The sequence below is a fragment of the Autumnicola lenta genome (genome assembly GCF_031846515.1).
Classification (GTDB): domain Bacteria; phylum Bacteroidota; class Bacteroidia; order Flavobacteriales; family Flavobacteriaceae; genus Autumnicola; species Autumnicola lenta.
On record NZ_JAVRHO010000034.1, the window covers coordinates 1 to 25,747 of the forward strand.

Below are 25,747 nucleotides of genomic sequence, written 5' to 3' on the forward strand. Positions count from 1 at the left end.
TGGGAAACGAATGTCGTCCCCAGGCTGTTTGTTACTTCAGTAAGAAAAAGTCCGTAGAAATCCATCCTTCGACAGGCTCAGGGGGACTAGTAACTTCAATGAACCAGTAGTTTTCGCAATGTCTACCTCTTCTTCAGTTTATTACTTTTAACTCGCAACCGGAGTAATGTCTCGAATCATTTAATCCATTACCGAAACTTTGTTTTAAAACTAAACTCTGAACAACAAACAACAAACAACAAGCAATAGACGAACTCACGCCGGCCGGTGCCTTTTATACTTTACCATAGCAAAAAGAAAGATGAAAAGCGCCAGGAATTGTGCGACCCTGGAGATGTAATCCCCGTATTTCACATAGAAAGTTTTTTCATCATTGAGCAGTACGTCTGATTTTATGCTTCCGCGTTTTTCGTACTCCAAAGTTTTGCCAACATCACCCAACGGATCAATAAACGCTGAAATTCCGGTGTTGGCACTTCTCACAACTGACTTTCGGGTTTCGATTGCCCTTAATTTGGCATAACTAAGATGTTGCTCATGACCCTGGGTGTCGCCCCACCAGGCATCATTAGTTATAATAGTAAGAAATTCGGCTCCATTTCGTACATAGCCGGTAACATACTCCCCATAAACAGATTCATAGCAAATGATAGGTGCCGTAAAAGCGCCATTATCAAGCTGAAAAACTTCCCGCTCAGGCTGAGTGGTCTTCATAGCGACTGTTCCGCCTAAATCGATCATTACATCACCTAAAATGGGCTTTAAAAAACTCTGATAAGGAAAATTTTCGACGCCGACCACGAGCTTCGACTTGTGGTAGAGCTGCGATTCACCATCACTTATCAAAAATGCCGAATTATAATCATCATACCAGTCATTTGGACCCAGTTGGTTGCTTTGTCGTCGCACCTGGGCAGGATCACTGAACCGCTGATAAAAAGAAACGCCTCCTAAAAAATTCAAATTATCGTACTTCCGGACGATCTGCCGGCCGAAATAAGCTGCTTCAGAATTTCCGAATTCCTGTAGCACCGTGCCATCTGCAAAAACAGTTTCAGGCGCAACAAGTAGTGCAGTAGATTCCGTGGTTTTCTCTTCGGCTATATCTGTGAGCAAGGTTGCAATACGGGCGTCATTGGTGTTATATTTTTCAGTATACGGATTTATATTTGGCTGAAGCACTACTGCTTCCAAAGACCTTTCCGGCATTTCATAATTGTACCGGATAATGTAGGAGACGGAAATTGGAATAATTAGCAGAAGGCTGGTTTTAAATATTCCGCGGTAAATAACTGCTTTATCTTCAAATTCCCGGTAAAGTAAAACTGCTTTAAATGCAGCAATATTTACCAGCCAGATCCACAAAGTACCGCCAAAAGTACCCGTATACTCATACCATTGAATAAGATTGTGATATTCTGAAAAGCCATTTCCCAGGTTTAGCCATGGCCACGAAAAATCCCAGTTTAAATGAATTTTTTCAAAAACGATCCAGATACTGACAAGGAAAGAAGAAGCTGCGGTAAAATTGGTTCTTTTGGCAACCACATGGTAAAGAAGAAAAACCACACTCATCAGCAATGAATTGGCGAGAATAGCGAAGGCACCGCCAAAAGGGGTGGAAAAATATATCCAGTAAGTAGTGATGAGGTTCCAGATAAAGAAAGTGAGATAGGCTACTCCAAAAGTCTTTAGCTTACTGTAACTGGAAAAATTCCGGATTTTAAATTCGGCAAACATAAGAGGCACAAAAGCAACAAACAATAGAAACGGAAAGCCGTATGTTGGCCATCCCATTGCGAGTATAATTCCGCTTAAAATCGCCAGTAAAATATTCTTCATGTTTTTTGTTGTTAAGCTAAAATGGACAATTTCTAAAAGTAATACAGTAAATGCATTCAAAAATAACAAACAGCGAGTTATTCATGCACTTGTATAGCAAAGAATCTAACACAGAAGATGTGCCAATGTGATTCCAATTTCTGAAGGTCAATAAGTGCCATTTTTAGGGTGCTCTTATTTATGACAGTTCCTCTTGCCAATAATGCTTACTTTAGTATCTTCATATAAAAATTTCTATGGATTTGAAAAGGCACGTCCCCAACATTATAACTCTTCTTAACCTGTTAAGCGGTAGTATCGCTGTTATTTTTGCTGTACAGGGCAGTCTGATTATGGCTGCTGTTTTTGTTGCGCTGGGCATATTTTTTGACTTTTTTGATGGTCTCGCGGCGCGTGCTCTGGATGTGAAAAGTGAAGTGGGACTTCAGCTGGATTCTTTGGCAGATGCTGTAACCAGTGGTGTTGTTCCGGGGATCGTGATGTATCAAATGCTGAATATTGCCCTTCCAAATACCAGCAGCGGAACTTCTACCGAATGGAATGTAGACGATACTATTCTGGAATGGAACTTTAATAATTTGGCTTTAATAGGTCTTTTAATTACCCTTGCATCTGCTTACCGATTAGCAAAATTTAATGTAGACGACAGGCAAACCGATTCCTTTATCGGACTTCCTACACCTGCCAACGCACTTCTTATACTGAGTTTGCCGCTCATACTTTCCTTTCAGCCCGGTGAAATTGTCTCTTCTTTAATTTTAAATGAATGGTTTTTAATAGGTTTAACATTGTTGAGTTGTTATCTTTTAAATGCTGAAGTAAAATTATTTGCACTTAAATTTTCTGACTGGTCATTTAAGAATAACAAAGTCAGGTATATCTTTATTATACTTTGCCTGTTGCTTGTTATTTTTCTTCAGTTTGCTGCTGTACCGGTAATTATTATTAGCTATGTACTGCTTTCACTAATTTTTGGTGATCAGAAGAAGGAGAAGGAAGTGGAGTACTGAAAAAAGTGAAAAGTAAAAGTCGTTACTTAAACAAATTGTGAAGAAATTTCTTAACGAAAAATTGCTGGCGTACCTCTGATATTCTGATAACTGATTTAGTCAAAAATTTTCTTTTTCCGTAATTCGAAGTTTTTGCCCAGGTAAACCTTTCTCACCATTTCATCTGCAGCCAGTTCTTCAGGTTGCCCGTGCTTTAAAATATTTCCTTCGAACATAAGATAAGTACGGTCGGTAATCGCGAGGGTTTCCTGTACGTTATGGTCGGTAATTAGAATCCCGATATTTTTATTTTTCAGCTGAGCTACAATTCTTTGGATATCTTCAACTGCCACAGGATCCACACCGGCAAACGGTTCATCCAGCAGTATAAACTTTGGGTCGGTTGCAAGAGCGCGGGCTATTTCCGTCCGCCGCCGTTCTCCACCACTTAAAAGGTCGCCCCGGTTTGTGCGGATATGTCCTAAACCGAACTCTTCAATAAGCGATTCCATCTTCAATTGTCGCTCTTTTTTAGATAAAGAAGTGAGCTCCAAAACGCTCATTATATTGTCTTCAATACTCAATTTTCTAAAAACAGAAGCCTCCTGTGCCAGATATCCTATACCATTTTGCGCCCGCTTGTACATAGGATACTTCGTAATATCGGCTTTGTCTAAAAATATATTGCCGCTATTTGGTTTAATTAATCCTACAATCATATAAAAAGAAGTAGTCTTTCCTGCCCCGTTAGGGCCTAATAAACCAACAATTTCTCCCTGGTTTACTTCCACGGAAATCCCTTTAACAACAGCTCTTCCTTTGTATGTCTTTACTAACTTTTCGGCGCGTAATTTCATTTCTGATTATTTAATCCTGATTGAAGCACTAACTATATCAAAAGTTTATTCTTCTTTGGCTTCTTCCAGCGCTTCCCAGTATTCAAAAGCTCTTCGTAAATGAGGAATTACAATAGTTCCCCCAATCAGGGTCCCGATGCTTAAAGTTTCCATTACTTCTTCGCGGGCCACGCCTTGTTTATAGCTGGATTCCAGGTGGTATTTTACGCAATCGTCACATCTTAAAACTACAGAAGCAACCAAACCCAACAGTTCCTTTGTTTTCTTATCCAAAGCTCCTCCTTCTGCGAAGGCGTTGGTATCGAGGTTAAAGATCCGTTTAAGAATTTTATTATTCTCATTCAGGATCTTATCATTCATTTGCTGGCGGTAAGCATTGAATTCTTCTACTTTATTTGGCATTTTCTTTTTTCTTTAGATTTTTTAATTCTCTTTTGTAAATCACCTTGGAGATGAAGATACTAACCTCGTACAGGATAAGCACCGGAATGGCTACAATTACCTGGCTTACAATATCTGGTGGGGTAATAACCGCGGAAAGTATTAATACAATAACAAGGGCATATTTTCTATACTTCCTAAGGAAATCAGGAGTTACCACCCCTACTTTTGTAAGGAAATAAATGACGATAGGTAGTTCAAAAATGAGACCACTCGCGAGAACCGAAGCTCTTACAAGGCTTATATAACTACTTAGGTCAAAATCGTTAAAAACAGTTTCGCTTACCTGGTATTTTCCGAGGAAATTTATGGATAGAGGAGTTACTACATAGTATCCGAACAATACTCCAATAAAGAAGAGCAGAGAGGAAATGAAAATAAATCCTTTGGCATTTTTTCTTTCATAATCATGCATGGCCGGAGCTACAAATTTCCAGAATTCATAGATTATATATGGAAATGCAACTATAAAACCTGCAGTTATCGAGGTCCAGACGTGTGCTGAAAACTGTCCGCCCATGGTTCTACTTTGTATCCTGAAGGGCATGTCATCAAAGCAAAATCCGCCGTCTATCCCTATAAAAGTGGAAATTTTGCAAAGCATATCGTAGGAGAAAAAGCTACCTTTGCTGGGTCCAAAAAGCAGGACATCAAAAATAAAACTCTTTGCCAAAAAAGCAGCAGCAGCAGCAATTAGTACAGCAAGTGTTGCCCTTATAAGGTGCCACCTTAAATCTTCGAGATGATCCAGGAAAGACATTTCATGTTCCTGTTCAGGTTGAGGGGGAGCTATTTTCTTCATTATAAGATTCCTTCGCGAATTAAGTTATGAAGGTGTACCACACCGGTGTACCTTCCATTTTCAGCGGCAAGTAACTGGGAAATTTTATTTTCCTGTATAATTTCGAGAGCATCGACCGCTAATGAGTTATGATCAATAAGTTTTGGGTTTGCACTCATTATATCTTTTGCAGTAAGGCCTTTAATTTCTTCATTATTTCTAATCATTCTCCTGATATCACCATCTGTAATTATACCAACAATTTTCTCATTTTCAATAACTGCAGTTACGCCCAGCATCTTTTCAGAAATTTCAAGAATAACCTCTGTGAGGTTACTTTCAGGAGAAACTTGTGGCTTTAGATTTTGAACCGTAATGTCGCCTACACGCAAGTATAATTTTTTGCCCAGCGAACCACCGGGATGGTACTTGGCGAAATCTTTTCTTGAAAATCCTTTCAGCTTCAAAAGACAAATTGCCACTGCATCGCCCATTACCAGTTGGGCAGTGGTACTTGTTGTTGGTGCAAGATTGTTCGGGCAGGCTTCTTTTTCTACATAAGAGTTGAGGACATAATCTGCTGCCTGTCCCAGAAAAGAAGATTTATCTCCGGTAATCGCAATAAGCGTATTGTTGAAATTCTTAATGAATGGTACCAGAACCTTTATTTCGGGGCTGTTGCCACTTTTGGAGATACAAAGTACCACATCTTCTTTCTGGATGGTTCCCAGATCGCCGTGAATGGCATCGCCTGCATGCATAAACACTGCAGGGGTCCCTGTAGAGTTAAGCGTGGCGACAATCTTGGTCCCAATAACAGCACTTTTCCCTATGCCGGTAACAATAACCCTTCCTTTAGAATTGTATATGTTTTCTACAGCCTTTACAAATTCATCATCCAGTAAGTTTTCTAAATTAGCAATTGCTTTGGCTTCGATGGAAATAGTCTCTTTTGCAGCTGTAAGAATTTTCTCTTGAAGTTTCAAATTAGATGAGTTATGAATTGTAGGTACTAAAGAAATATGTATATTTAGTATTGCAAATGTATATAAAATTGTAAGACAATTGAATGAGTTTGACGGAAATTGATTTACATCAGGAGCTGAAGAAATATTTTGGATTTAGTCAGTTTAAAGGGCTTCAGGAACAAGTAATTACCAGTATCGTAAAAGGAAAGGATACATTTGTGGTAATGCCAACGGGTGGAGGGAAATCTTTGTGTTACCAGCTTCCGGCGCTTATTGCCGATGGAACGGCGATTGTGGTTTCCCCATTAATCGCTTTAATGAAAAATCAGGTAGACGCAATTCGCGGAATTTCTTCAGAACACGGAGTGGCCCACGTTCTAAACTCTTCTCTCAATAAGACCGAAGTTAAGCAGGTTAAAGAAGATATTAGCAACGGAATAACCAAGTTACTTTATGTAGCTCCCGAATCCCTGACTAAAGAGGATTATGTAGAATTCCTGAGAGGGCAGACAGTTTCTTTTTTAGCGATAGATGAAGCGCATTGTATCAGTGAATGGGGACATGATTTCAGACCTGAATATCGCAACCTTAGGAGTATTATAAAGCGTATAGGTGATAATATTCCAATTATCGCCCTTACGGCCACAGCAACTCCAAAGGTGCAGGAAGATATTCTGAAAAACCTTGGAATTACAGATGCCAAAACATTTAAAGCCAGTTTTAACCGGCCTAATTTATATTACGAAGTAAGACCGAAGACCAAAAATGTCGATGCCGATATTATTCGTTTTGTAAAGCAAAACGAAGGAAAATCGGGAATCATCTACTGTCTTAGCAGGAAGAAAGTTGAAGAACTTGCGCAGACACTTCAGGTTAACGGAATAAGCGCAGTACCGTATCATGCCGGCCTTGAAGCCAAAACCAGGTCCAGGCATCAGGACATGTTCCTGATGGAAGATATCGATGTGGTGGTGGCCACGATAGCTTTTGGGATGGGAATTGATAAGCCCGATGTCCGGTTTGTGATTCATCACGATATTCCAAAAAGTATAGAAAGCTACTATCAGGAAACCGGTCGTGCCGGTCGTGATGGGGGAGAAGGGCACTGTCTGGCATTTTATTCCTATAAAGACATTGAAAAGCTGGAGAAGTTTATGAGTGGCAAGCCTGTTGCAGAACAGGAGATTGGTCATGCTCTTTTACAGGAGATTGTTGCTTATGCTGAAACTTCTATTTCCAGGAGAAAATTTATTCTACACTATTTTGGGGAAGAATTTGATCAGGAAACAGGGGAAGGTGGTACTATGGACGACAATGTGCGGTATCCTAAAAAGCAGGTAGAGGCGAAGGACGAGGTAGCGCTGTTACTCAAAACAGTAAAAGAAACCAAAGAACTTTACAAAGCGAAAGACCTTGTAAAAACCTTACAGGGAAAAGCTAATGCTATAATTTCGTCACATCGAACAGATGAACATCCTCTTTTTGGGAAAGGAAGTTATAAGGATAGCAAATTTTGGATGGCGCTTACCAGGCAGGCGCTCGTTAAGGGTTATCTTAAAAAGGACATTGAAACTTACGGAGTTATAAAAGTTACTCCGGAAGGGGAAAAATATCTTCAGGAGCCCTCATCTTTTATGATGACTGAAGATCATATTTTTGACAGTACTACAGAGGCGGTACCTTCAGCATCAAAAAAGACAGGCGGAGCGGTAGATCAGCAACTTGTAAAAATGCTGAAGGATCTCAGGAAGAAAATTGCCAAAAAAATGGAGCTGCCTCCATTTGTCATTTTTCAGGATCCGTCGTTGGAAGACATGGCTCTTAAATATCCTGTGAGCATAAAAGAATTAGAAAATATCTTTGGGGTAGGAGAAGGGAAAGCTAAGAAATACGGAAAAGATTTTGTTCAGCTGATTGAGAGGTACGTAGAAGAAAATGATATTACGCGACCAGATGATCTCGTGGTGAAATCTACCGGGGCTAATTCCGCGCTCAAACTCTATATCATCCAAAACGTAGATCGAAAATTGCCATTAGACGACATTGCTTCTGCTAAAGGAATGACCATGGACGAGTTTATTAAGGAAATGGAAGCCATTGTGTACAGCGGCACCAAGCTGAACATTGATTATTATCTTCAGGATATTTTAGATGAAGACCAGCAGGAAGAAATTCACGAATATTTCCTTGAAGCTGAAACTGATAAGATCGACGATGCTTTAGAAGAGTTTGATGGTGATTATGACGATGAGGAGTTGCGGCTTTATCGCATTAAATTTATAAGCGAAGTTGCAAATTAGTTTTTTGAGTGAAAAGTGAAGCGTGAAAAGTTTCAAGTGAAGAGTGAAAAGTTCAATCTTTTTAAAGCTCGACCCAAAAAATGGCAATTATCGATCCTGTAAACTGAAAGCTTCTGAAAAAAGTGCGACCTCAAAATTGTCAATTATCGGCTTTACACTACATATTCAATAAAATTTTCCCGCAGATGACGCCGATTAACGCAGATTTTTTAAAAAAAAATGATGCCAAAATTGTCAATTATCGACCTCCGTTAGACTGCAGGTCACGAATACACTCCGCGTCCAGTTCCGGAACACCATTTTCATCAATTAAATTCAGGATTCCACTTCCAAATTCTATGGAAGCCCGCATTAAACAGCCTGAAGTGTTACAATGCCCGTCATTTTCGGGATCTGCATGGTCAGATTGTGGTTCTGTTCCGATATTAACCAATCCCAACAAATGGCCAAACTCATGATTTAATACTGCAGCTTCAACAGTGCTCCTGGACGGGGAGCCGAACCCGGAAGAAAAGTTTCTGATTGTCTCTTCATAAATTACCATTGAAGTATTTCTATAAGCCGATCCCAGCGTGAATTTGTTGTCTTCATCATTTTCATGGCTGCCGTCAGCAAAATAAATAAAAACTGCAATTTCATCGCCGGCGTTATAAACAGTCCGGGTTTCTTTCTCAATTTCAACAACTTCTTCAATAGAAAAAGGCGCTTTTCCAGAAGAAGGGACGGCGCGTAATGAAATATTGATGCCATCGGGTTTAAAAGTCCTCTTTTCGAGAAAAGACTTAAAGCTGTTAAGGGCGGCCTCTGCAGGTTGATTCCCTTCCACATAAACCATTTCTACATTCATGGATTTGAATTCCTCGTCACTCAAAAGTTCCCTGGCCGAATCGCCTAATCCGCGCAAGTTTACACTTTTGTCTATTCTGTCGCTAAGTTCCTCCTCCTCTGTACTGCAGGAAATGGTAAAGCTTAAAATGCAAAGGATGAGAAGAAATTTATTGATCTTCAAATTTGTAGCATTAAATTTTTTCTTCTCAAAATGCATTTTCTAACCTGTTGCTTTATATTTTGGGCACCTAAATTATAAAATTACTTCTTCTTTGGTTGTAATCTGGCCAGATAATCGTAATGAGGTCCGTTTTTTAACAATTCACAGTCGAAGTTGTTGTAATCTGCGATATGCTTCAGAGAATCAAAATCTATGTACAGCCAGTCAAAAGGTTCCGATTTTTCACCTTTGTAACTTAATTGAAACTGAAGTTCCCCAATATATTTATTTCCGAAATCCTCTTCATCAACGTCCTGTAAGAAACTCAGGTCTGACGAGTCGATAAGTAGCTGCCCACCGGTATCTAAAATGGAAGCGACTTTTTTGAAGAAAAAATTCAGGTTCTTAAGATTTCCTATGATTCCGGTGCCATTCATGAGCATAAGAATGGTTTCAAACTTTTCATCTTTTAAATCGAAGAAGTCAGTAGTTCTCACATCTTTCACACCTCTTAATTTACAGACTTCTATAGCACCTTCAGAAGTATCTATAGCAGTAACCTGTAACTTTTTTTTGTTCTGAAGATAAAGTGAATGACTGCCTGCGCCACAGCCAACATCGAGAATTTTTCCGCGGCAATTTTTTAAAGCTGCTTTTTCTAACTCCGGCATTTCACTAAAACTTCTGAAAAGGTAAGGAACGGGGATCACATCATCATCAAAGTCTGGCGAATGCACGGTAATATCAGTTTCATCCTTCTGGTGATAATAGGCCGAAATTGCCTTTCCGAATATATCTTTCTTATTGTTATTCATATCTTTGCGGCATGCAGGAAATTTTAGATAACCTCCCGGAAAAGGCCAAAGATAAGCATAAGGAAAATAAAAAGTTTTTTTCCAGGCTTAGAAAGAAACCACCCAGGGATTTGGACAGGCAGATGCAGGAGTTGCATGAAGAGGAATTTGCTCAAACAAATTGTTTGGATTGTGCAAATTGCTGTAAAACCACCGGGCCACTTTTTACAAATAAAGATATTGAGCGTATAAGTAAGCACCTAAAGCTGAAACCGCAGCAGTTTATTGAGCAATATTTGCGGGTAGATGAGGATAAGGATTACGTTTTGCAGGAAGTTCCCTGTGCGTTTCTCGCTCCAGATAATTATTGCCTAATTTATGATGTAAGACCAAAAGCCTGTCGCGAATATCCTCATACAGATCGCAAAGATTTTCATAAAATCTCCAATATCACCATCAAAAATACGGCGATTTGCCCTGCTGCATATAATATTGTAGAGAAGATGAAGGCGAGGGTGAAATAAATGTCTTAAGTCCTTGAAGGTTAAAAGGAGAAACTCTATTTTGTCTACAAGTCCTATTTCTTATGAAGAAAATTACATTTTTTATTATAATCCTTTTCAGTTTTAACACCTATGCTGCAAACTGGCTAACGTCTTTAGAAGATGCTAAGGAGCTTGCTTTGGGAACCAATAAATTTATATTAGTTGATTTTTGGGCAACCTGGTGCGCCCCGTGTAAAGCAATGGATGCGGAATCCTGGAGTGATCCCGAAATTGAGGCTTTAATGCAAAATTTTGTTCCCGTAAAAATAGATATGGATCACGAAAGGAATGTGGCAAGGAAGTACGGGGTACGCGCAATTCCGGATATTTTTATTCTTAATGGGAATGGTGATGTGGTGTTTCACAACAAGGGATATATGTCCAGGGCCCAGGTGGCGCAGCTTTTAAAAGATTATTCTCTGCAGACATCTTTCGTGCAGATGGAATCTATTGCCTACTTCAAGAGTCAGAAATACCATACAGCCCTCCGGCTTGCAAGGAAATATCAGGATTTTAGCCTCTACCTGGAGGGAGATGTACAGAGGAATATCCTTCAGTTATCTGAAATATATTTAAAAGACGCCGGTAAACTACTAAAGAAGAAGCAGTCTAACTATGATTGGGTAAGTCAACAAATTGAGCTACTGGAGTTTGTGCCAATGCTCTATTCGGGAGATTATGATAAAGTTGCAGGCAACCTGGAGAAGAGTTTTGAGTCAGAGGAAATAAAGGATAAAAATCTAAGTCTTTATTATTACCTGAAATATTGTAGTTCAAAAGGTATGGGTAGTGATAAAAGATCTAAATGGAAGGAAAATCTCAGCCAGCATGATACTAGTGAAGAGTTTATCCAAAAAGCTAAAATTCTGTTTGGAGAAATATAATTGTTAGCAATTACATAAAGTTGCCATTAATACTGAAGGTTTATCTTCTAAATCACAATTCGTTTTATGGAGTTGGAAAACATTGCCTTTTTAGGTAACTTTGAACTGAATCTTTACGACGCTCAGGATTGAACGAATTTAAACGAGAAATCGGACTTTATAAGAATCATTTCAAGGATTTTTATTTAAAACAGCCGCTCGCTGTTCGTAAGAAGATTGACTGGACACTTTTGGTTTTAAAAACCACTCGAATTGTGCCAGAAAAATTTTTAAAACATCTTACAAATACGGACGGCTTGTGGGAAGTGCGAATTTCAGCAGGAAACGGAATATTTCGCATTTTCTGTTTTTTCGATGAGGGTAATTTAATTATATTATTGAGCGGTTTTCAAAAGAAAACGCAGAAAACACGCAAAAAGGAAATTAAAAAAGCGGAAAGATTAAAAAAGGAATATTTGGAGGGGAAATAATAAAATGAAGGCGGTAACAATATTACAATGCGATATTAGAGTTATGAAAACAGATAAAAGAATAACATCATTTGATGACCATTTGGACGAACAATACGGTAAATCCGGAACTGAATCGCGTGACAAATTCCAGGAAGAATTTGAGACTTATAAAATTGGTGTTTTAATTCAAGAAGCAAGAAAAAAACAGCATCTGACACAAGAACAACTCGCAAAGAAAGTAGGGACGACAAAAAACTATATTTCGAGAATTGAAAATAATGCCAGCGATATCCGACTCTCGACCTTGATGAGAATAATTCGAGAAGGTTTAGGCGGAAGTTTAAAATTATCACTTGACGTTTAAAATGAAGTAAAAAAGTTCTAGTGGCAAATGTAAGCTGCAATTGTGGAGATATTGTTAATTCGAGCGTTAGAGTATAAGTGATATTTATTACGCTACAACAAAACAAGGGAGTTAATACAACAAGTACTGCTCCCTTTTTTGCTGAAAATTTTCCAGCCCTTCTTTCCAGCTTTCCCTGATTTCTTCAGCTGAAAGTCCGCTTTCTATTTGCTGCTGAAGTTTTGTTGTACCCGCAAGTTTGGTGAAGAAGGAATTGAAAAATTGAGATTTGTCTGAAGTACTCTCGAAAGATTTGATAAGCCATTCCAGGTTAATTTTTTCAGGAACTTCAATTTTGCTGAGATCTTCTCCAAAGCAGTTTTTCCCAAGATGCTTCGGATTTTTTGCACCCGGCATTGATTCTGGCATGTAGCTGAAATTAAAAACCTCTTTGCTTAAAAACGGTGATCCATAAACCTGAAATTGCTTTTCTGTTCCGCGTCCTGCATTAACATTGGTGCCTTCAAAAAAACATAAGCTTGGATAAAGCTGAATAGCCTGTTCATTTGGCAAATTAGGCGAAGGTTTTACCGGCAGGCTGTATTTTTTCGAGTGATCATAATTTTTCATTTCAATTACCTGAAGATTTGTTTTTACACCGTTTTTAAGCCATCCCTCTCCATTGATCATTTTCGCATATTCACCCATTGTGAGTCCGTGAACTACGGGAACCGGGTGCATCCCCACAAAACTTTGATGTTTAGGTTCAAGAATTGGTCCGTCGATATAGTTTCCGTTAGGATTTGGACGATCAAAAACGAGTATGGGAATGTCATTTTCAGCGGCAGCTTCCATTACATAATGAAGTGAAGAAATGTAAGTGTAGAACCTGGCACCAACATCCTGAAGGTCAAAAATAAGAATATCTACACCTTCAAGTTGTGCTGCAGAAGGTTTTTTGTTGTTTCCGTAGAGAGAAACAACAGGAAGTCCGGTTTTGGGATCTTTTCCGTCCTTCACCATCTCTCCTGCATCTGCATTTCCACGAAAACCATGTTCCGGAGCAAAAACTTTCTGAATATCCACATTTAAAGCAAGCAGCGAATCCACTAAATGAACATAATCACGTTCATTTTTCCTTATAAGTGAACTTTGATTGCCAATAATTCCCACTTTTTTTCCTTTGAGAATTGGCAAATAAGTAGCCGTACTATTTGCAGCAAGAACAATTTCTTCGGAAGAAGCGGCGTTTTCTTCTTTTTTAGATGGCATCCTATTTTTGCCAATTTTCGGCTTATTGTTTGTGTTTCCGCAGGAAAGAAAAGCAATAAGAACGAATAAAAATGTACTTTTGAATAACCTCTTAATCATAGACCAGGTTTGAATTTCGAGTTTTTTGTTGTAAAACGCCTTATTAGCACCAAAAAGTATAAAAGTAGCATTTCTGCACCTATAATGAAAATAGCTGTGGTCGCTATTGCTATTGGTGTTATTATGATGTTGATTTCTTTTGCCACGGGATTGGGGCTTCAGGAGAAGATCAGGGATAAAATCGCGGCTTTTAACGGTCATATCAATATTTCCAACTACGATAATAACAGTTCCCAGGTTACGCTGGAGCCGGTTTCTAAAAATCAGGATTTTTATCCGAATTTTGGAAGAGTAGACGGTATTAGCCATATTCAGGCCGTCGCCACAAAATTCGGCGTTATTCGTACGGCGACAGATTTTGAAGGGGTAATCGTTAAAGGTGTCGGCGAAGATTATAAGTGGGAATACTTCAGAGAATTTCTTGTTACGGGCGAATTGCCAACTGTTGACAGTACCTTAAATGATGAAGTTTTAATCTCGGAGTATCTGGCGAATCGCCTTCAGCTTAAAGTGGGAGATAAGGCGCCTACTTATTTTTTAAGGGAAGATAATGAGCGCCCATTGCTGCGCGCTTTTAAAATCACCGGGATTTACGATTCCGGCTTCCAGGAATTTGATGAGCTTTATATGATTGCCGATATTAGGCATATTCAGCGCCTGAATCGATGGGAAGATGATGAGGTCGGAAATTTTGAAGTTTTCGTCCAGAATTTTGATGAAATTGATCGTAAGGGAAACGAGGTTTATGAAAATACAGGCTCTTTCCTGGATACGCAAACGATCACTCAGAAGTACTACGCTATCTTTGAATGGCTTTCTCTTTTTGACTTTAATATTGCACTTATTATTGGGATTATGATCCTGGTGGCAGGTATTAACATGATCACCGCACTGCTTGTTTTAATCCTGGAAAGGACGCAAATGATAGGCGTGCTGAAGGCTTTGGGAAGTACAGATTGGATCATCAGGAAAATTTTTCTTTATAATGCAGCTTATCTTATTTTTCAGGGATTGTTCTGGGGAAATCTTATAGGGATTGGTTTGCTTTTACTGCAGAAGTATTTCAAGCTTTTTCCGCTGGATCCACGCACTTATTATGTTACCGAAGTGCCTGTTTATCTTAATTGGGATTATATTTTGGCAGTTAATCTCGGGACGCTTGTTTTATGTATGCTTATGTTGCTCATACCTTCAGTAATTATTTCGAAAATTTCACCGGTTAAAGCCATGAAGTTTGAATAATTCTGAATTTCGGAATACATTTTGCTAATTTTTCTGCGGATTCAAAATCAAAACATACAGGTTCGGGTGCAATTATTTACCTTTGCCGAGTTAAAAAGAAAGCATGGACTATAAAGAAAATATACTGGGTACAATTGGCAATACTCCAATGGTGAAAATGAATAAAATCACAAAGGATATTGATGCGCTTGTACTCGCCAAATACGAAACTTTTAATCCCGGAAACTCCGTTAAAGACCGGATGGCGCTTAAGATGGTGGAAGAAGCTGAAGCAAATGGACTTCTGAAGCCCGGAGGAACTATAATAGAAGGAACATCTGGAAATACCGGAATGGGACTGGCACTTGCTGCTATTGTTAAAGGTTACAAGATGGTTTGTGTGCTTTCAGACAAGCAGAGTAAGGAGAAAATTGATATTCTTAAAGCTGTTGGAAGTAAAGTGGTAGTTTGCCCTACAGATGTAGCACCAGATGATCCACAGTCTTATTACTCTACCTCAAAAAGACTTGCGGAAGAAACGCCGAATTCCTGGTACGTGAATCAATATGATAACCTTGCAAATACCAAGGCTCACTACGAAACCACTGGGCCTGAGATCTGGAAACAAACTGATGGTAAAGTGACACACTTTGTTGTTGGCGTGGGGACAGGAGGAACTATTTCTGGAGTTGGAAAGTTCCTGAAAGAAAAAAATCCGAATATTAAAATCTGGGGAATAGATACCTATGGTTCGGTATTCAAAAAGTACCACGAAACTGGAGAATTTGATAAAAATGAGATTTATCCTTACGTAACTGAAGGAATTGGTGAAGATATATTGCCTAAAAATGTCGATTTCAGCATTATTGACGGATTTACAAAAGTAACCGATAAGGATGCCGCAGTTTATACTCAAAAACTGGCAAAAGAAGAAGGCTTTTTTCTAGGTAATAGTGCAGGGGCAGCAGCAAAAGGGCTGCTTCAGTTAAAAGAGCATTTCACTAAAGATGATGTGGTAGTGGTATTATTCCATGATCACGGAAGCCGTTATGTGGGGAAAATGTTTAATGACGACTGGATGCGGGAAAAAGGTTTCTTGGAAGAAGGCCCTGTGGAAGATGAAATTTCCTAAGAATTTAAAGAAGCTGCCCAATTCAGGCAGCTTTTCTGTTTCTTCCCGATTTTCGAAAACTTACGTACTGCAAAAAATAGAATAAAAATGTACCACTGAAATAAACGATCACATCAATAAAATCAGCAGTATAGCGGTCACTAATTTGCGGCAGTACCAATTCAAAATACACGGCATAAAAAGAAGTGAGGATCAAAATTAGCGACAGGCTTAGCGTAATCGAAGAATCTTTTTTAAAATGATGAACAGCTTTTAAGCAAACCGTAAGAACAATCGGCATACATAGAAAGTCATTGAGATAGGATGTGGTCCATTCGGGAAGGGAGACTTGGGTAAGCTTAAGAACTTCAAAGATCAGGAAAGCGAGTACAAATATTAAAAAGGATACATGCAGTATTCTCATAGCAAAGCTACTGAAACAATAAACGCCAACAAAAGTCCAATGCCCATCACAATGATCCAGACAGTGTAACCTGTTCTTGAAAGTGCCCTTATAACTGGATTTTTATGATCTCTGTATGAGGTTTTCTTAGTTTCTTCGCCAGAAGCGGCAGATTTACGCCCGGACCTTTCCCGACCAATTGTCTCCTCCCTCTCCTTAACTGAATCAGGATTGTTCAAATGTCTTTTTTCTGCCGGATCTTCCATTGATTTTATTTAAGTGAAATGATTCTGTAAAAGATACTCAAAGCTTGCAGTTTTTTCAAAACTATCTGTTCGTTTTACAAGAAGTTTAACTTGTTGTTGAAGATAGTTCGAAAAATAGTGGAGTGGTGGGAGTTGCCAGGATTTAAAAGCCAGGCTATTTTCAGTAAAACCAAATCAAAAAGTTTTCAGTTAAGGGAAAATAAGTTATTTTGTATTTAAATTCCTCCAATGAAAAGAATAACTATTTTTTTGCTTGTTGCAATCGTTTTGGTCTCCTGTAATTCAACTTCAGATACAACTAATCCGGAAATTTCAAATTCAGCTGAAATGGATTACAGCTACCTCGCGTTAGGTGATTCCTATACAATTGGTGAGAGCGTAGCGATAGATGAGCGTTGGCCGGTGCAGTTAGTGGAAGCTTTAAGGGAAAGAGGATATAAATTTGCCCCGCCAAAAATCATTGCAAAAACTGGCTGGACTACTCAGGATTTGTTACGTGGTATTGAGAACGATCTGAATGTACAACGGGATTTTGATTTAGTTTCTATCCTTATTGGGGTTAATAATCAATATCAGAATAAACCTATTGATGAATACGAAGTAGAGCTAAGAGAGGTGTTCAGGAAAGCCATTAATCACAGTAAAACCAGAGAAGAGGGAGTTTTTGCTCTGAGCATTCCCGATTATGGTGCAACTCCTTTTGGACAGCCAAATGCTGAAGTTATTTCTGAAGAAATAGACGAGTACAATGCTGTCTTTCGTCAGGTTGCCGAAGATTATGAAGTAGATTTTTATAATATTACTCCTATCTCCCGTGAAGCCGAGAGAGATCCGGATCTCGTTGCTCAGGATGGCCTGCATCCCAGTGGGTTAATGTATAGGTATTGGGTTGAAGATATTGTTGGTGAAGTGGCAGAAAAAATTCCGAATAATATAGACGACTGATTTTCAGAAGGATATTTTGTCTACTTTTAGTAGATGCGGGAAGATTTTTTACATTATCTCTGGAAATTCAAAAAGTTTGATTTCCTGGAGGCAAAGACGACAGACGGGGAAGAAATTGTAATCTCTGCAGTTGGTATTCACAATCAACTTTCAGGTCCGGATTTTTTTAATGCCAGGCTAAAAATCGGAAATCAATTATGGGCCGGAAATGTGGAAATTCATCTGAAATCTTCAGATTGGTACGCTCATCAGCACGAAAGAGATGAAAATTATGAGAACGTAATTCTGCACGTGGTCTGGGAACATGATGTAGATATCTTCCGAAGAGATGACTCCCCGATTCCTACTCTGGAGTTAGAAAAATTGGTAGATGTAGTTGTTCTGGAAAAGTATGATTTACTTGACTCCCAGAATAAAAACTGGATAAATTGTGAAAAATCATTTCCGGAAATTGACCAGTTTCAGGTAGAGCACTGGCTGGAAAGGTTATATTTTGAAAGACTGGAGGAAAGGGCATTTTTAATAACAGACCTTCTTGAGAAGTCTGGAAATGATTGGGAGGCAGTATTGTTTCAGTTACTGGCGAAAAATTTCGGATTAAATATAAATGGAGAAGCTTTCCTAAATATGGCCGGGAGCTTTGACTTCAAAATTGTTAAGAAGAATATCAGTAATAAACATACTTTGCAGTCCCTTTTCTTAGGACAGGCCGGATTACTGGAAGGCGGATATGAAGATGTGTATTTTCAGGACTTAAGAAAGACTTACCAGTATCTCAAGCATAAGTATTCACTAGACAATTCCGGAGTCATAAAACCAAAGTTTTTTAGACTCAGGCCTGACAATTTTCCAACTATTCGTTTGGTGCAACTGGCAGAAATTTATGCTTCTGAACAAAATTTGTTTAAAGAAGTAACCCATCCTACCGATCTTTTAAAGCTGGTGAAGAAGTTCCAGGTAGAGGTAGATGGGTACTGGCTTACCCACTACAATTTTGGTAGGGAACACCGCGCGAGGAGAAAGAAGACCACTCCAAAATTCATTAATTTGATCCTGATCAATACCGTTATTCCCTTTAGTTTTGTTTATGCGCAGAAAATGGGTGGATCTGTGGACAAAGTAGCAGAAATTGCCAGGAAAGTACTTGCTGAAGAAAATGGAGTCGTTTCAAAATTTTACCAGTTAAGACCAGATCTTCCGGCAGATGCTCTCCATTCCCAGGCCCTGCTGCATTTAAAAAAGAACTACTGCGATAAAAATAAATGTATGGAATGCGAACTGGGGATAAATCTTTTGCGCACTAATTAGAAATAAATTTTATTTTTGCTTCATGCGCAGCATTATTTATAAAATCCGCTATTTTTTCGAGAGACATGGTTTTTATGTTTCTTCCCGTCTTGCCGATAAATTAGGTATGCGAGCAAAAAGCGTAAGACTTTTTTTTATTTACGCCTCCTTTTTTACTGTGGGGATTGGGTTCGTTTTTTATCTCACCCTTGCTTTTTGGCTAAGGCTCAAGGATCTGGTATATACCAAACGCACCTCTGTTTTTGATTTATAGCTTCTAAAGTTAAATGAAGAAGGCCCGGCAAGACAGGGATTTTAGAAAATTTATTTTAACAGTAATTTTGGAATTTAACTTGTAATAATTTGAAAAGGGTTAATTTTTTAGCATCTTGCTCCGCGGAAAAAAAATAACTATCTAAACCCTTATTGACTATATGAGAAAGTACTTACTTTCGTTCATTCTTCTATTGCCACTATTATCAGGATTTGCTCAGGAACTTGAGGTAGATGCCGAAATTGGAAATCCCACAAATATTATTAACGACGGTTTTATTGCTCTTGACGTAACAGGAGGAACTCCTCCCTATACCTACAAGTGGTCCAATCGTAGTACGCCCCTGGAGTCTAATCGCGCCGAGGGACTTGTGGAAGGAGTCCCTTATAAAATTGTAATTACGGACAGTAATAATAACACGAGAACTGTAAACTACAGTGTAGAGGCTGAAGCGATAACAGAACATTTTAATGGTACTTTCGTGCCGATTGTAAATAAGATGACGGAAATCCTTTTTTGGGATCCGTTTTCTGCGATTGGAATTTATGATCCTATTGTTTACTCTGATGTAAAAAAAGTGGCCACACCAGGTTGGACGCCTAACATTGAAAATAAATACATCCTGAAAGAATGGTTGATTGATGAAGGTGAACATGTTAATAATGGTGATCAGATTGCTGTAGTAACCTCCACTAAAGAAGGGGATACAAACGTTTATGCCGAGGCCAGTGGAAATCTAAAATATTTAGTGAACGAAGGAAATGTTATCTATGATTATGAGAATACTCAGGATCTAATAGAGACAGGAGCGCATTATTTAGCAGAAATAGAATATGATGAGCCTGTTATCCTGACTCACCCTAATGGTGATCCTCAATCTAATGACATTCCTTTTATTGTGGTTTGGCTTATTTTTGGAGCAGCTTTCTTTACTATTAGAATGGGCTTCATCAATTTCCGCGGATTTAAACATGCTCTGGAACTTGCCAGGGGGAAATATGATGATCCCGATGCTCCCGGAAGTATTACCCATTTTCAGGCGTTAACAACAGCGGTTTCGGCTACTGTCGGTCTGGGGAATATAGCAGGTGTTGCTGTAGCGGTATCACTGGGTGGTGCCGGAGCGACGTTTTGGATGATCATTGCAGGTTTATTAGGGATGTCTTCAAAATTTGTAGAGTGTACTCTTGGTGTAAAATACCGCTTTATCAATTCGGAAGGAAGAATTTTTGGAGGTCCTATGAATTACCTGCGTTATGGGCTGGAAAAACGAAACATGAGAGGCCTTGGGAAATTCCTCGCGGGATTCTTTGCAATTCTGGGGATTGGTGCTTCTTTTGGAGGCGGAAACATGTTCCAGGCCAACCAGTCTTTTGAAATTCTTGAAGGTCAGTTTTCCTGGCTTGCCGGAAATGGATTCTGGTTTGGGATTGTAGTAGCTGTTCTTGTAGGGGTGGTAATTATTGGAGGTATTAAAAGTATCGCCAACGTAACGGGTAAGGTTGTACCGTTTATGGCCGGTGTTTACGTGTTGGGAGCTTTAATTGTGATTGGAATTAATATTGAAAATATTGGCCCTGCATTCAGCGCCATTTTTGATGGTGCTTTTAGCCCATCTGCTTTAAAAGGTGGTGTTATTGGAGTTATGATAGTGGGTTTCCAGAGAGCTGCATTCTCTAACGAGGCTGGTGTTGGTTCTGCTGCTATTGCGCATAGTACCGCTAAAACAAATAATCCGCCGTCCGAAGGTTTTGTTGCCTTGCTGGAACCTTTTATAGATACCGTTGTGGTTTGTACATTAACGGCGTTGGTGCTTATATTTACCGGAATGCACGAGGTAGAGGGAATAGGAGGAGCGCAGCTTACATCTGAAGCTTTTGCAAGTGTAATTTCCTGGTTTCCTTATGTACTTTCTTTGGCAGTATTTCTTTTTGCTTTTTCAACTATGATTTCATGGTCATACTACGGGATGAGGTCCTGGACGTATTTATTTGGAAAAAGTAAGAGAACCGAGCTGGTTTATAAACTTCTTTTCCTTGTATTTGTGGTTCTTGGCGCTTCAGTAAGTTTGGGAGCTGTCCTTAACTTCTCAGATATGATGATTCTTGCAATGTCTTTTCCTAATATTATAGGGTTATATATAATGTCTGGTGAAGTACGTACAGACTTGAAAGAATACTTCAGGAAATTAAAGGCAGGAGAGCTCTTTACTAAAGATGGAAAGCCTAAGACCGTCTAAGCTTTTATATCATAATGAATTTTAAATCCCATTTTGTTTTCAATAGAAGTCAGCAAAATGGGATTTTTCTTTTGGTATGTATAATTATCCTTCTTCAGATAATTTACCATACTGTTAAATTTTCTTCTAATACTGAAGAGGCGCCTCTTTCTTCGGAAGAAATAAGGGTGTATCAGGAGAGATTGGATTCGATAAAATTAGTGAGTTCCCTCAATGATACCGTTAGAATATTTCCGTTTAACCCGAATTATATAACTGACTATAAAGGTTATACCCTTGGAATGTCAACTGATGAAATTGACCGGTTGTTACGTTTCCGTGAATCAGGAAAATGGGTAAATTCAGCTGAAGATTTTCAGAAGATAACTGATGTTTCAGATTCTTTGCTGGAAAACATTTCTCCTTATTTTAAGTTTCCGGCGTGGGTACAGGAGAAAAATCCTTCCGGCATTGCTTCCGTAGAGAAAAGGGATATTGCAAAAAAGGATCTTAATTCAGCTTCGGCAGAAGAACTTATGGAGGTGAATGGCATTGGGGAAGTTCTGGCAGCACGTATTGTCAATTATAGAAGTAAAATTGGCGGATTTATGGATGATATTCAGTTAAAGGATATCTATGGACTCAATTATGAAGCAAGAGAAAATCTGCTTAGGAGATACAGGGTTATTGAGGCTCCGGATTTTCTTATGAAGAATATCAACATGGTAAAGGTTATAGAACTATCTGAAATTCCATACTTTAATTATGAATTGGCAAGGGAAATTGTCAATTATCGCCAGCTACACGAAGGAATAACATCTTTTGAAGAGTTATCCAAAATAGAAAGTTTTCCATCAGATAAAATTGACAGGATTAAATTATATTTGACCCTGGATTAGTTTTTGTTAATACGAAACCAGAAGTACACAGCTTATTAGGAATAAGGAATTTAGTCCGAAATTTTTAAGGCTAAGACTATGAAAAAGATAAATATGAATAACATGTATTTTACAGAGGAGCATGAACTTTTTAGAAAAAGTTTTCAGGACTTTCTTCAAAAGGAAGTTGTTCCGCATATAGATAAGTGGGAAGAATCCGGTACTATTGAAAGGTTTATCTGGAAGAAATTTGGTGAAATGGGCTATTTTGGTCTTAACCAGCCGGAAGAATATGGGGGGCTTAATCTGGATATTTTTTATACAGTTATTTTTCTTGAGGAGTTACAGAAAATAGATTCGGGAGGTTTCGCTGCGGCAATGTGGGCACATGCTTATTTAGCTATGACTCATGTTAATGCTGAAGGGAGCAAAGAGATAAAGGAGAAATATCTGACTGCAAGTATTGAGGGGGACAAAATTGGTTGTCTTTGTATTACAGAACCCTTTGGAGGATCTGATGTGGCCGGTATGAAAACAACCGCGGTAAAGAAAGGAGCCAATTATGTTATCAATGGCTCCAAAACTTTTATTACTAATGGAGTTTATTCAGATTATCTGGTAGTGGCCGCTAAGACAAGTCCGGAGAAGGGGAATAAAGGGATGAGCATTTTTATAATAGATCGTGATACTCCCGGGATATCAGCAACTAAACTTAACAAGCTGGGTTGGCGCGCTTCTGATACGGCAGAATTGGCTTTTGATAATGTCGAGGTACCGGAAGCCAATTTAATGGGGGAAAAGGATAAAGGTTTTTCTTACATTATGCAGCATTTTGCCATGGAGCGACTGATTATGGGTGTTAATGCTCATGCCCGTGCTCAATATGCACTGGATTATGCTATAAATTACATGTCGGAAAGAGAGGCTTTTGGAAGAACCATCGATAAATTCCAGGCTTTAAGACACACAATGGCAGAAATGGCCAGCGAAGTTGAAATGTGCAGAGAATTTAATTATTCAATAGCCAAAAGGCTGGGGCAGGGACAATATGTTGTAAAAGAGGCTAGTATGTCTAAACTATTATCGACAAAGATTGCAGATAAAGTAATTTACGAATCATTGCAGATGCTTGGAGGATATGGTTATATGGAAGATTATCCTCTTGCCAGGCTTTACCGGGATAGCAGATTGGGTCCAATAGGCGGCGGCACCTCTGAAATTTTGAGAGAAATTATTGCTAAAATGATAATTGATAAGAAGGAGTACAAACCAGCCACGAAATAGCTTCTGAGAATCATTTTAGCAAAAATATTTTTGAAATTATTGCTAAAATGATAATCGATAAGAAGGAGTACAGGCCGGCAGCGAGACAAATGGAAGGCTTGGAACTCGTAGTTCGGAGAATGAACGGGCATGAAAATTGCCATTTTCGACCTGCAGTAGCCCTTAAGTCGTACTGTAATAGTTTTTTTATTCATGATTTGGAATTCAGCATTCAGTATAAGGTTTTTTGGAATCGTTTTATTAAAGAGAGCGCTCTAAAATAACAATTTTCGACCTGAAGCGTTCTCTAAGTCGTTGTGTAATAGTTTTTTCATTCAAAATTTGGAATTCAGCATTCAGATGATGTACTTTAGAGTTGCTACATAAATGAGAGTGCTCTAAAATGACAATTTTCGACCTCCAGTAGCTCGTGGAGGATTTTTTAGTACACTTTCAGTTGGAATTTTCAATTCTACATTGATAATATTTTAGGAAAGAAGACTGAAAATAAAACAAAATATAATTGCGGGTTTGTATAAATGATCTATATTTGCAGCCTTAAATAATTTTTAAAGAAAGGAGGTGACACTATGTTAATAATACCAGTAAAAGACGGAGAAAATATTGATAGAGCGCTGAAGCGTTTTAAGAGAAAGTTTGATAAAACCGGAACAATGCGTCAGTTGAGAAGCCGTCAACATTTCACAAAGCCGTCAGTAGAACGTAGGGCTCAAATCCAGAAAGCTGAATATATTCAGCATCTAAGAGATCAGGAAGAGATCTAGAGTAACTTCTGTTTAACAGAAATTATCTCATTTTTCTTTCTCTTGGAAAGGAATGATTAAAAGCCTTTGAAGTCCTGCTTCTTTGGTATGAATATATGAACTGTTGGGAAATTAAAGTTTTATAACTTTGTTTACCAACAGTTTTTTTATGTCCTATTCCCACTTTATCGATTATCTTCAGCTTGAAAAGAATTATTCGGCTCATACTGTCACGGCTTATAAAAAGGATCTGAAATCATTTTCAGAATTTGTTCTTGCAGAATATGAAGAAGAGGATATCTCCGGGGTAAGCTATCAGGAAATACGAAGCTGGATTGTGCAGCTGGTCGATAGCGGGATTTCCAACCGTAGTATTAATCGTAAAATATCTTCCCTAAAAGCTTACTACAGGTTTTTGCTTAAAACAAAACAAATTGAATTTTCTCCGCTGGCAAAGCATAGAGCTTTAAAGACAGGTGGAAAGGTGCAGGTTCCGTTTTCAGAAATAGAGGTGGAGAATGTTCTGGATGCTGTTGGTGCTGATGATTTTAGTAGTATCCGTGATAAATTAATCGTGGAGCTTCTTTACTCTACAGGGATTAGGCGCAATGAACTGATAGAACTGAAGCTGGAGGACGTCGATCTTAGAAGTCGAATGCTGAAGGTTTTTGGTAAGAGAAATAAAGAGCGGTATTTGCCTTTATTGCCATCTGTTCTGGTGACTATAGAAACTTACCTGGAGAAAAGAATAGCAGTGGCGGGAGCTGCCGGAGTTAGTTATTTTTTATTGACGGATAGTGGCAAGAAACTTTATGAAAGTTTTGTTTATCGACTCATTAATAATTATTTTAGTAAGGTCTCTGGTAAGTTAAAGAGGAGCCCGCATATTCTGCGACATTCCTTTGCTACTCATTTATTGAATCAGGGTGCTAATCTTAATGCTGTAAAAGAACTTTTGGGTCATTCGAGCCTTGCTTCGACTCAGATTTATACTCATAATAATATTGCAGAGTTATCTAAGGTTCATCAACTGGCTCATCCCAGGAACAAAAAAGATTAAACCAATTAATGTTTAACTTAAATTTTATAGGAGATGAAAGTAAATGTGCAATCCGTCAATTTTAATGCTGATCAGAAACTGGTAGATTTTATCCAAAGGAAACTGGACAAGCTTGAAAATTATTATGACAAGATCGTCTTTGCAGATGTATATCTGAAAGTTCAGAATACAAGTGGTAAGGAGAATAAGATAACAGAAATTTTATTAAGTATCCCCGGGGGCGATATAATGGTGAAAAAGACCTGTAAGAGGTTTGAAGAATGTGTAGATGATTGTGTGAGTTCTCTGCAACGGCAATTGATTAAGAAAAAAGAAAAAATGAGTGCACATGCTTAAGCATTTTTTTATTTAAATGTTTTGAGAAATAAATAATTTAATTACATTTGCAGTCCGTTAGAAATAGCGGACTTTTTTATTGAAGAAAATAGTGAAAGGCCGATGTAGCTCAGCTGGCTAGAGCAGCTGATTTGTAATCAGCAGGTCGTGGGTTCGAGTCCCTCCA

Annotated in this window: 27 protein-coding genes; 17 read left to right on the forward strand and 10 right to left on the reverse strand. The window is 38.5% G+C overall.

All coding sequences use genetic code 11. The annotated features are described in order from the left end of the window. Positions 1–255: 255 nt before the first annotated feature. On the reverse strand, positions 256–1,842 hold the full coding sequence (gene lnt / locus RM545_RS16190; protein WP_311496331.1) for an apolipoprotein N-acyltransferase: 1,587 nt from the start codon (positions 1,840–1,842) through the stop codon (positions 256–258). Between the two features lie 236 nt (positions 1,843–2,078). Between lnt and RM545_RS16195 the strand changes: the two genes are divergently transcribed. Further along, positions 2,079–2,852 carry a CDP-alcohol phosphatidyltransferase family protein gene (locus RM545_RS16195; protein ID WP_311496332.1) on the forward strand — a complete coding sequence of 258 codons (774 nt, stop codon included), beginning with the start codon at positions 2,079–2,081 and terminating at the stop codon, positions 2,850–2,852. A gap of 95 nt (positions 2,853–2,947) precedes the next feature. Here RM545_RS16195 and lptB read toward each other — a convergent pair whose 3' ends face one another. The 4 genes from lptB to RM545_RS16215 are packed head-to-tail and all read right to left on the reverse strand — an operon-like array spanning position 2,948 to position 5,896. Beyond that, complete coding sequence (lptB, locus tag RM545_RS16200; protein ID WP_311496333.1) at positions 2,948–3,688, reverse strand: LPS export ABC transporter ATP-binding protein; 741 nt, start codon at positions 3,686–3,688, stop codon at positions 2,948–2,950. Positions 3,689–3,733: 45 nt separating this feature from the next. Beyond that, the gene (locus tag RM545_RS16205) at positions 3,734–4,090 is read right to left on the reverse strand and encodes a carboxymuconolactone decarboxylase family protein (RefSeq protein WP_311496334.1); all 357 of its coding nucleotides are present in this window, start codon (positions 4,088–4,090) and stop codon (positions 3,734–3,736) included. Further along, entirely contained in the window at positions 4,080–4,931 is an 852-nt protein-coding gene (gene tatC, locus RM545_RS16210; RefSeq protein WP_311496335.1) for a twin-arginine translocase subunit TatC, read from the reverse strand. Before tatC ends, RM545_RS16205 begins: the two co-directional genes overlap by 11 nt. Further along, positions 4,931–5,896, reverse strand: coding sequence for a KpsF/GutQ family sugar-phosphate isomerase (locus RM545_RS16215; protein WP_311496336.1), 966 nt, complete (start codon positions 5,894–5,896; stop codon positions 4,931–4,933). The genes tatC and RM545_RS16215 overlap by 1 nt, the downstream gene beginning before the upstream one ends. Positions 5,897–5,979: 83 nt before the next feature. Between RM545_RS16215 and recQ the strand changes: the two genes are divergently transcribed. Beyond that, positions 5,980–8,178 (forward strand): DNA helicase RecQ, encoded by a 2,199-nt coding sequence (recQ, locus tag RM545_RS16220; protein WP_311496337.1) that lies wholly within the window; start codon positions 5,980–5,982, stop codon positions 8,176–8,178. A gap of 238 nt (positions 8,179–8,416) precedes the next feature. Here recQ and RM545_RS16225 read toward each other — a convergent pair whose 3' ends face one another. Beyond that, entirely contained in the window at positions 8,417–9,187 is a 771-nt protein-coding gene (locus RM545_RS16225; RefSeq protein ID WP_311496338.1) for a hypothetical protein, read from the reverse strand. 80 nt (positions 9,188–9,267) lie between these two features. Next, on the reverse strand, positions 9,268–9,981 hold the full coding sequence (locus tag RM545_RS16230) for a class I SAM-dependent methyltransferase (RefSeq protein WP_311496339.1): 714 nt from the start codon (positions 9,979–9,981) through the stop codon (positions 9,268–9,270). An 11-nt stretch (positions 9,982–9,992) separates the two neighbouring features. On the opposite strand from RM545_RS16230, the gene RM545_RS16235 reads away from it, so the two are divergent. From RM545_RS16235 to RM545_RS16250, 4 genes are all read left to right on the forward strand, one after another. Beyond that, entirely contained in the window at positions 9,993–10,484 is a 492-nt protein-coding gene (locus RM545_RS16235; protein ID WP_311496340.1) for a YkgJ family cysteine cluster protein, read from the forward strand. Positions 10,485–10,546: 62 nt separating this feature from the next. Next, entirely contained in the window at positions 10,547–11,389 is an 843-nt protein-coding gene (locus tag RM545_RS16240; protein WP_311496341.1) for a thioredoxin fold domain-containing protein, read from the forward strand. Between the two features lie 128 nt (positions 11,390–11,517). Continuing rightward, positions 11,518–11,859, forward strand: coding sequence for a type II toxin-antitoxin system RelE/ParE family toxin (locus RM545_RS16245; protein ID WP_311496342.1), 342 nt, complete (start codon positions 11,518–11,520; stop codon positions 11,857–11,859). A 43-nt stretch (positions 11,860–11,902) separates the two neighbouring features. Then, the gene (locus tag RM545_RS16250; protein WP_311483067.1) at positions 11,903–12,205 is read left to right on the forward strand and encodes a helix-turn-helix domain-containing protein; all 303 of its coding nucleotides are present in this window, start codon (positions 11,903–11,905) and stop codon (positions 12,203–12,205) included. A 111-nt stretch (positions 12,206–12,316) separates the two neighbouring features. On the opposite strand, the gene RM545_RS16255 is transcribed toward RM545_RS16250, so the two are convergent. Next, positions 12,317–13,555: an exo-beta-N-acetylmuramidase NamZ family protein gene (locus RM545_RS16255; RefSeq protein ID WP_311496343.1), complete on the reverse strand. Its 1,239-nt coding sequence runs from the start codon at positions 13,553–13,555 to the stop codon at positions 12,317–12,319. Positions 13,556–13,564: 9 nt separating this feature from the next. Between RM545_RS16255 and RM545_RS16260 the strand changes: the two genes are divergently transcribed. Together RM545_RS16260 and RM545_RS16265 are read left to right on the forward strand one after the other, a co-directional pair. Next, on the forward strand, positions 13,565–14,797 hold the full coding sequence (locus tag RM545_RS16260; RefSeq protein WP_311496344.1) for an ABC transporter permease: 1,233 nt from the start codon (positions 13,565–13,567) through the stop codon (positions 14,795–14,797). Positions 14,798–14,900: 103 nt separating this feature from the next. Next, positions 14,901–15,908 (forward strand): PLP-dependent cysteine synthase family protein, encoded by a 1,008-nt coding sequence (locus RM545_RS16265; protein ID WP_311496345.1) that lies wholly within the window; start codon positions 14,901–14,903, stop codon positions 15,906–15,908. Between the two features lie 22 nt (positions 15,909–15,930). On the opposite strand, the gene RM545_RS16270 is transcribed toward RM545_RS16265, so the two are convergent. Both RM545_RS16270 and RM545_RS16275 read right to left on the reverse strand, forming a co-directional pair. Next, the gene (locus RM545_RS16270) at positions 15,931–16,311 is read right to left on the reverse strand and encodes a hypothetical protein (protein WP_311496346.1); all 381 of its coding nucleotides are present in this window, start codon (positions 16,309–16,311) and stop codon (positions 15,931–15,933) included. Further along, positions 16,308–16,556, reverse strand: coding sequence for a hypothetical protein (locus RM545_RS16275; protein ID WP_311496347.1), 249 nt, complete (start codon positions 16,554–16,556; stop codon positions 16,308–16,310). The genes RM545_RS16270 and RM545_RS16275 overlap by 4 nt, the downstream gene beginning before the upstream one ends. A gap of 228 nt (positions 16,557–16,784) precedes the next feature. Here RM545_RS16275 and RM545_RS16280 point away from each other — a divergent pair, with 228 nt between their 5' ends. The 9 genes from RM545_RS16280 to hpf all read left to right on the forward strand — a co-directional run bounded on the left by RM545_RS16280 (position 16,785) and on the right by hpf (position 25,581). After that, on the forward strand, positions 16,785–17,501 hold the full coding sequence (locus RM545_RS16280) for an SGNH/GDSL hydrolase family protein (protein WP_311496348.1): 717 nt from the start codon (positions 16,785–16,787) through the stop codon (positions 17,499–17,501). A gap of 33 nt (positions 17,502–17,534) precedes the next feature. After that, complete coding sequence (locus tag RM545_RS16285) at positions 17,535–18,809, forward strand: DUF2851 family protein (protein ID WP_311496349.1); 1,275 nt, start codon at positions 17,535–17,537, stop codon at positions 18,807–18,809. A gap of 22 nt (positions 18,810–18,831) precedes the next feature. Next, positions 18,832–19,062, forward strand: a complete 231-nt coding sequence (locus RM545_RS16290; RefSeq protein WP_311496350.1) for a PspC domain-containing protein — start codon at positions 18,832–18,834, stop codon at positions 19,060–19,062. 160 nt (positions 19,063–19,222) lie between these two features. Next, entirely contained in the window at positions 19,223–21,301 is a 2,079-nt protein-coding gene (locus RM545_RS16295) for an amino acid carrier protein (RefSeq protein WP_311496351.1), read from the forward strand. A 14-nt stretch (positions 21,302–21,315) separates the two neighbouring features. Continuing rightward, positions 21,316–22,179: a ComEA family DNA-binding protein gene (locus tag RM545_RS16300; protein ID WP_311496352.1), complete on the forward strand. Its 864-nt coding sequence runs from the start codon at positions 21,316–21,318 to the stop codon at positions 22,177–22,179. Positions 22,180–22,272: 93 nt separating this feature from the next. Then, positions 22,273–23,442 (forward strand): acyl-CoA dehydrogenase family protein, encoded by a 1,170-nt coding sequence (locus RM545_RS16305; RefSeq protein WP_311496355.1) that lies wholly within the window; start codon positions 22,273–22,275, stop codon positions 23,440–23,442. Positions 23,443–24,011: 569 nt separating this feature from the next. After that, positions 24,012–24,206, forward strand: a complete 195-nt coding sequence (gene rpsU / locus RM545_RS16310; RefSeq protein ID WP_311483079.1) for a 30S ribosomal protein S21 — start codon at positions 24,012–24,014, stop codon at positions 24,204–24,206. Positions 24,207–24,354: 148 nt separating this feature from the next. After that, positions 24,355–25,245 carry a tyrosine-type recombinase/integrase gene (locus tag RM545_RS16315; protein ID WP_311496353.1) on the forward strand — a complete coding sequence of 297 codons (891 nt, stop codon included), beginning with the start codon at positions 24,355–24,357 and terminating at the stop codon, positions 25,243–25,245. 33 nt (positions 25,246–25,278) lie between these two features. Further along, positions 25,279–25,581 carry a ribosome hibernation-promoting factor, HPF/YfiA family gene (gene hpf / locus RM545_RS16320; RefSeq protein WP_311496354.1) on the forward strand — a complete coding sequence of 101 codons (303 nt, stop codon included), beginning with the start codon at positions 25,279–25,281 and terminating at the stop codon, positions 25,579–25,581. Positions 25,582–25,747: the final 166 nt, after the last annotated feature.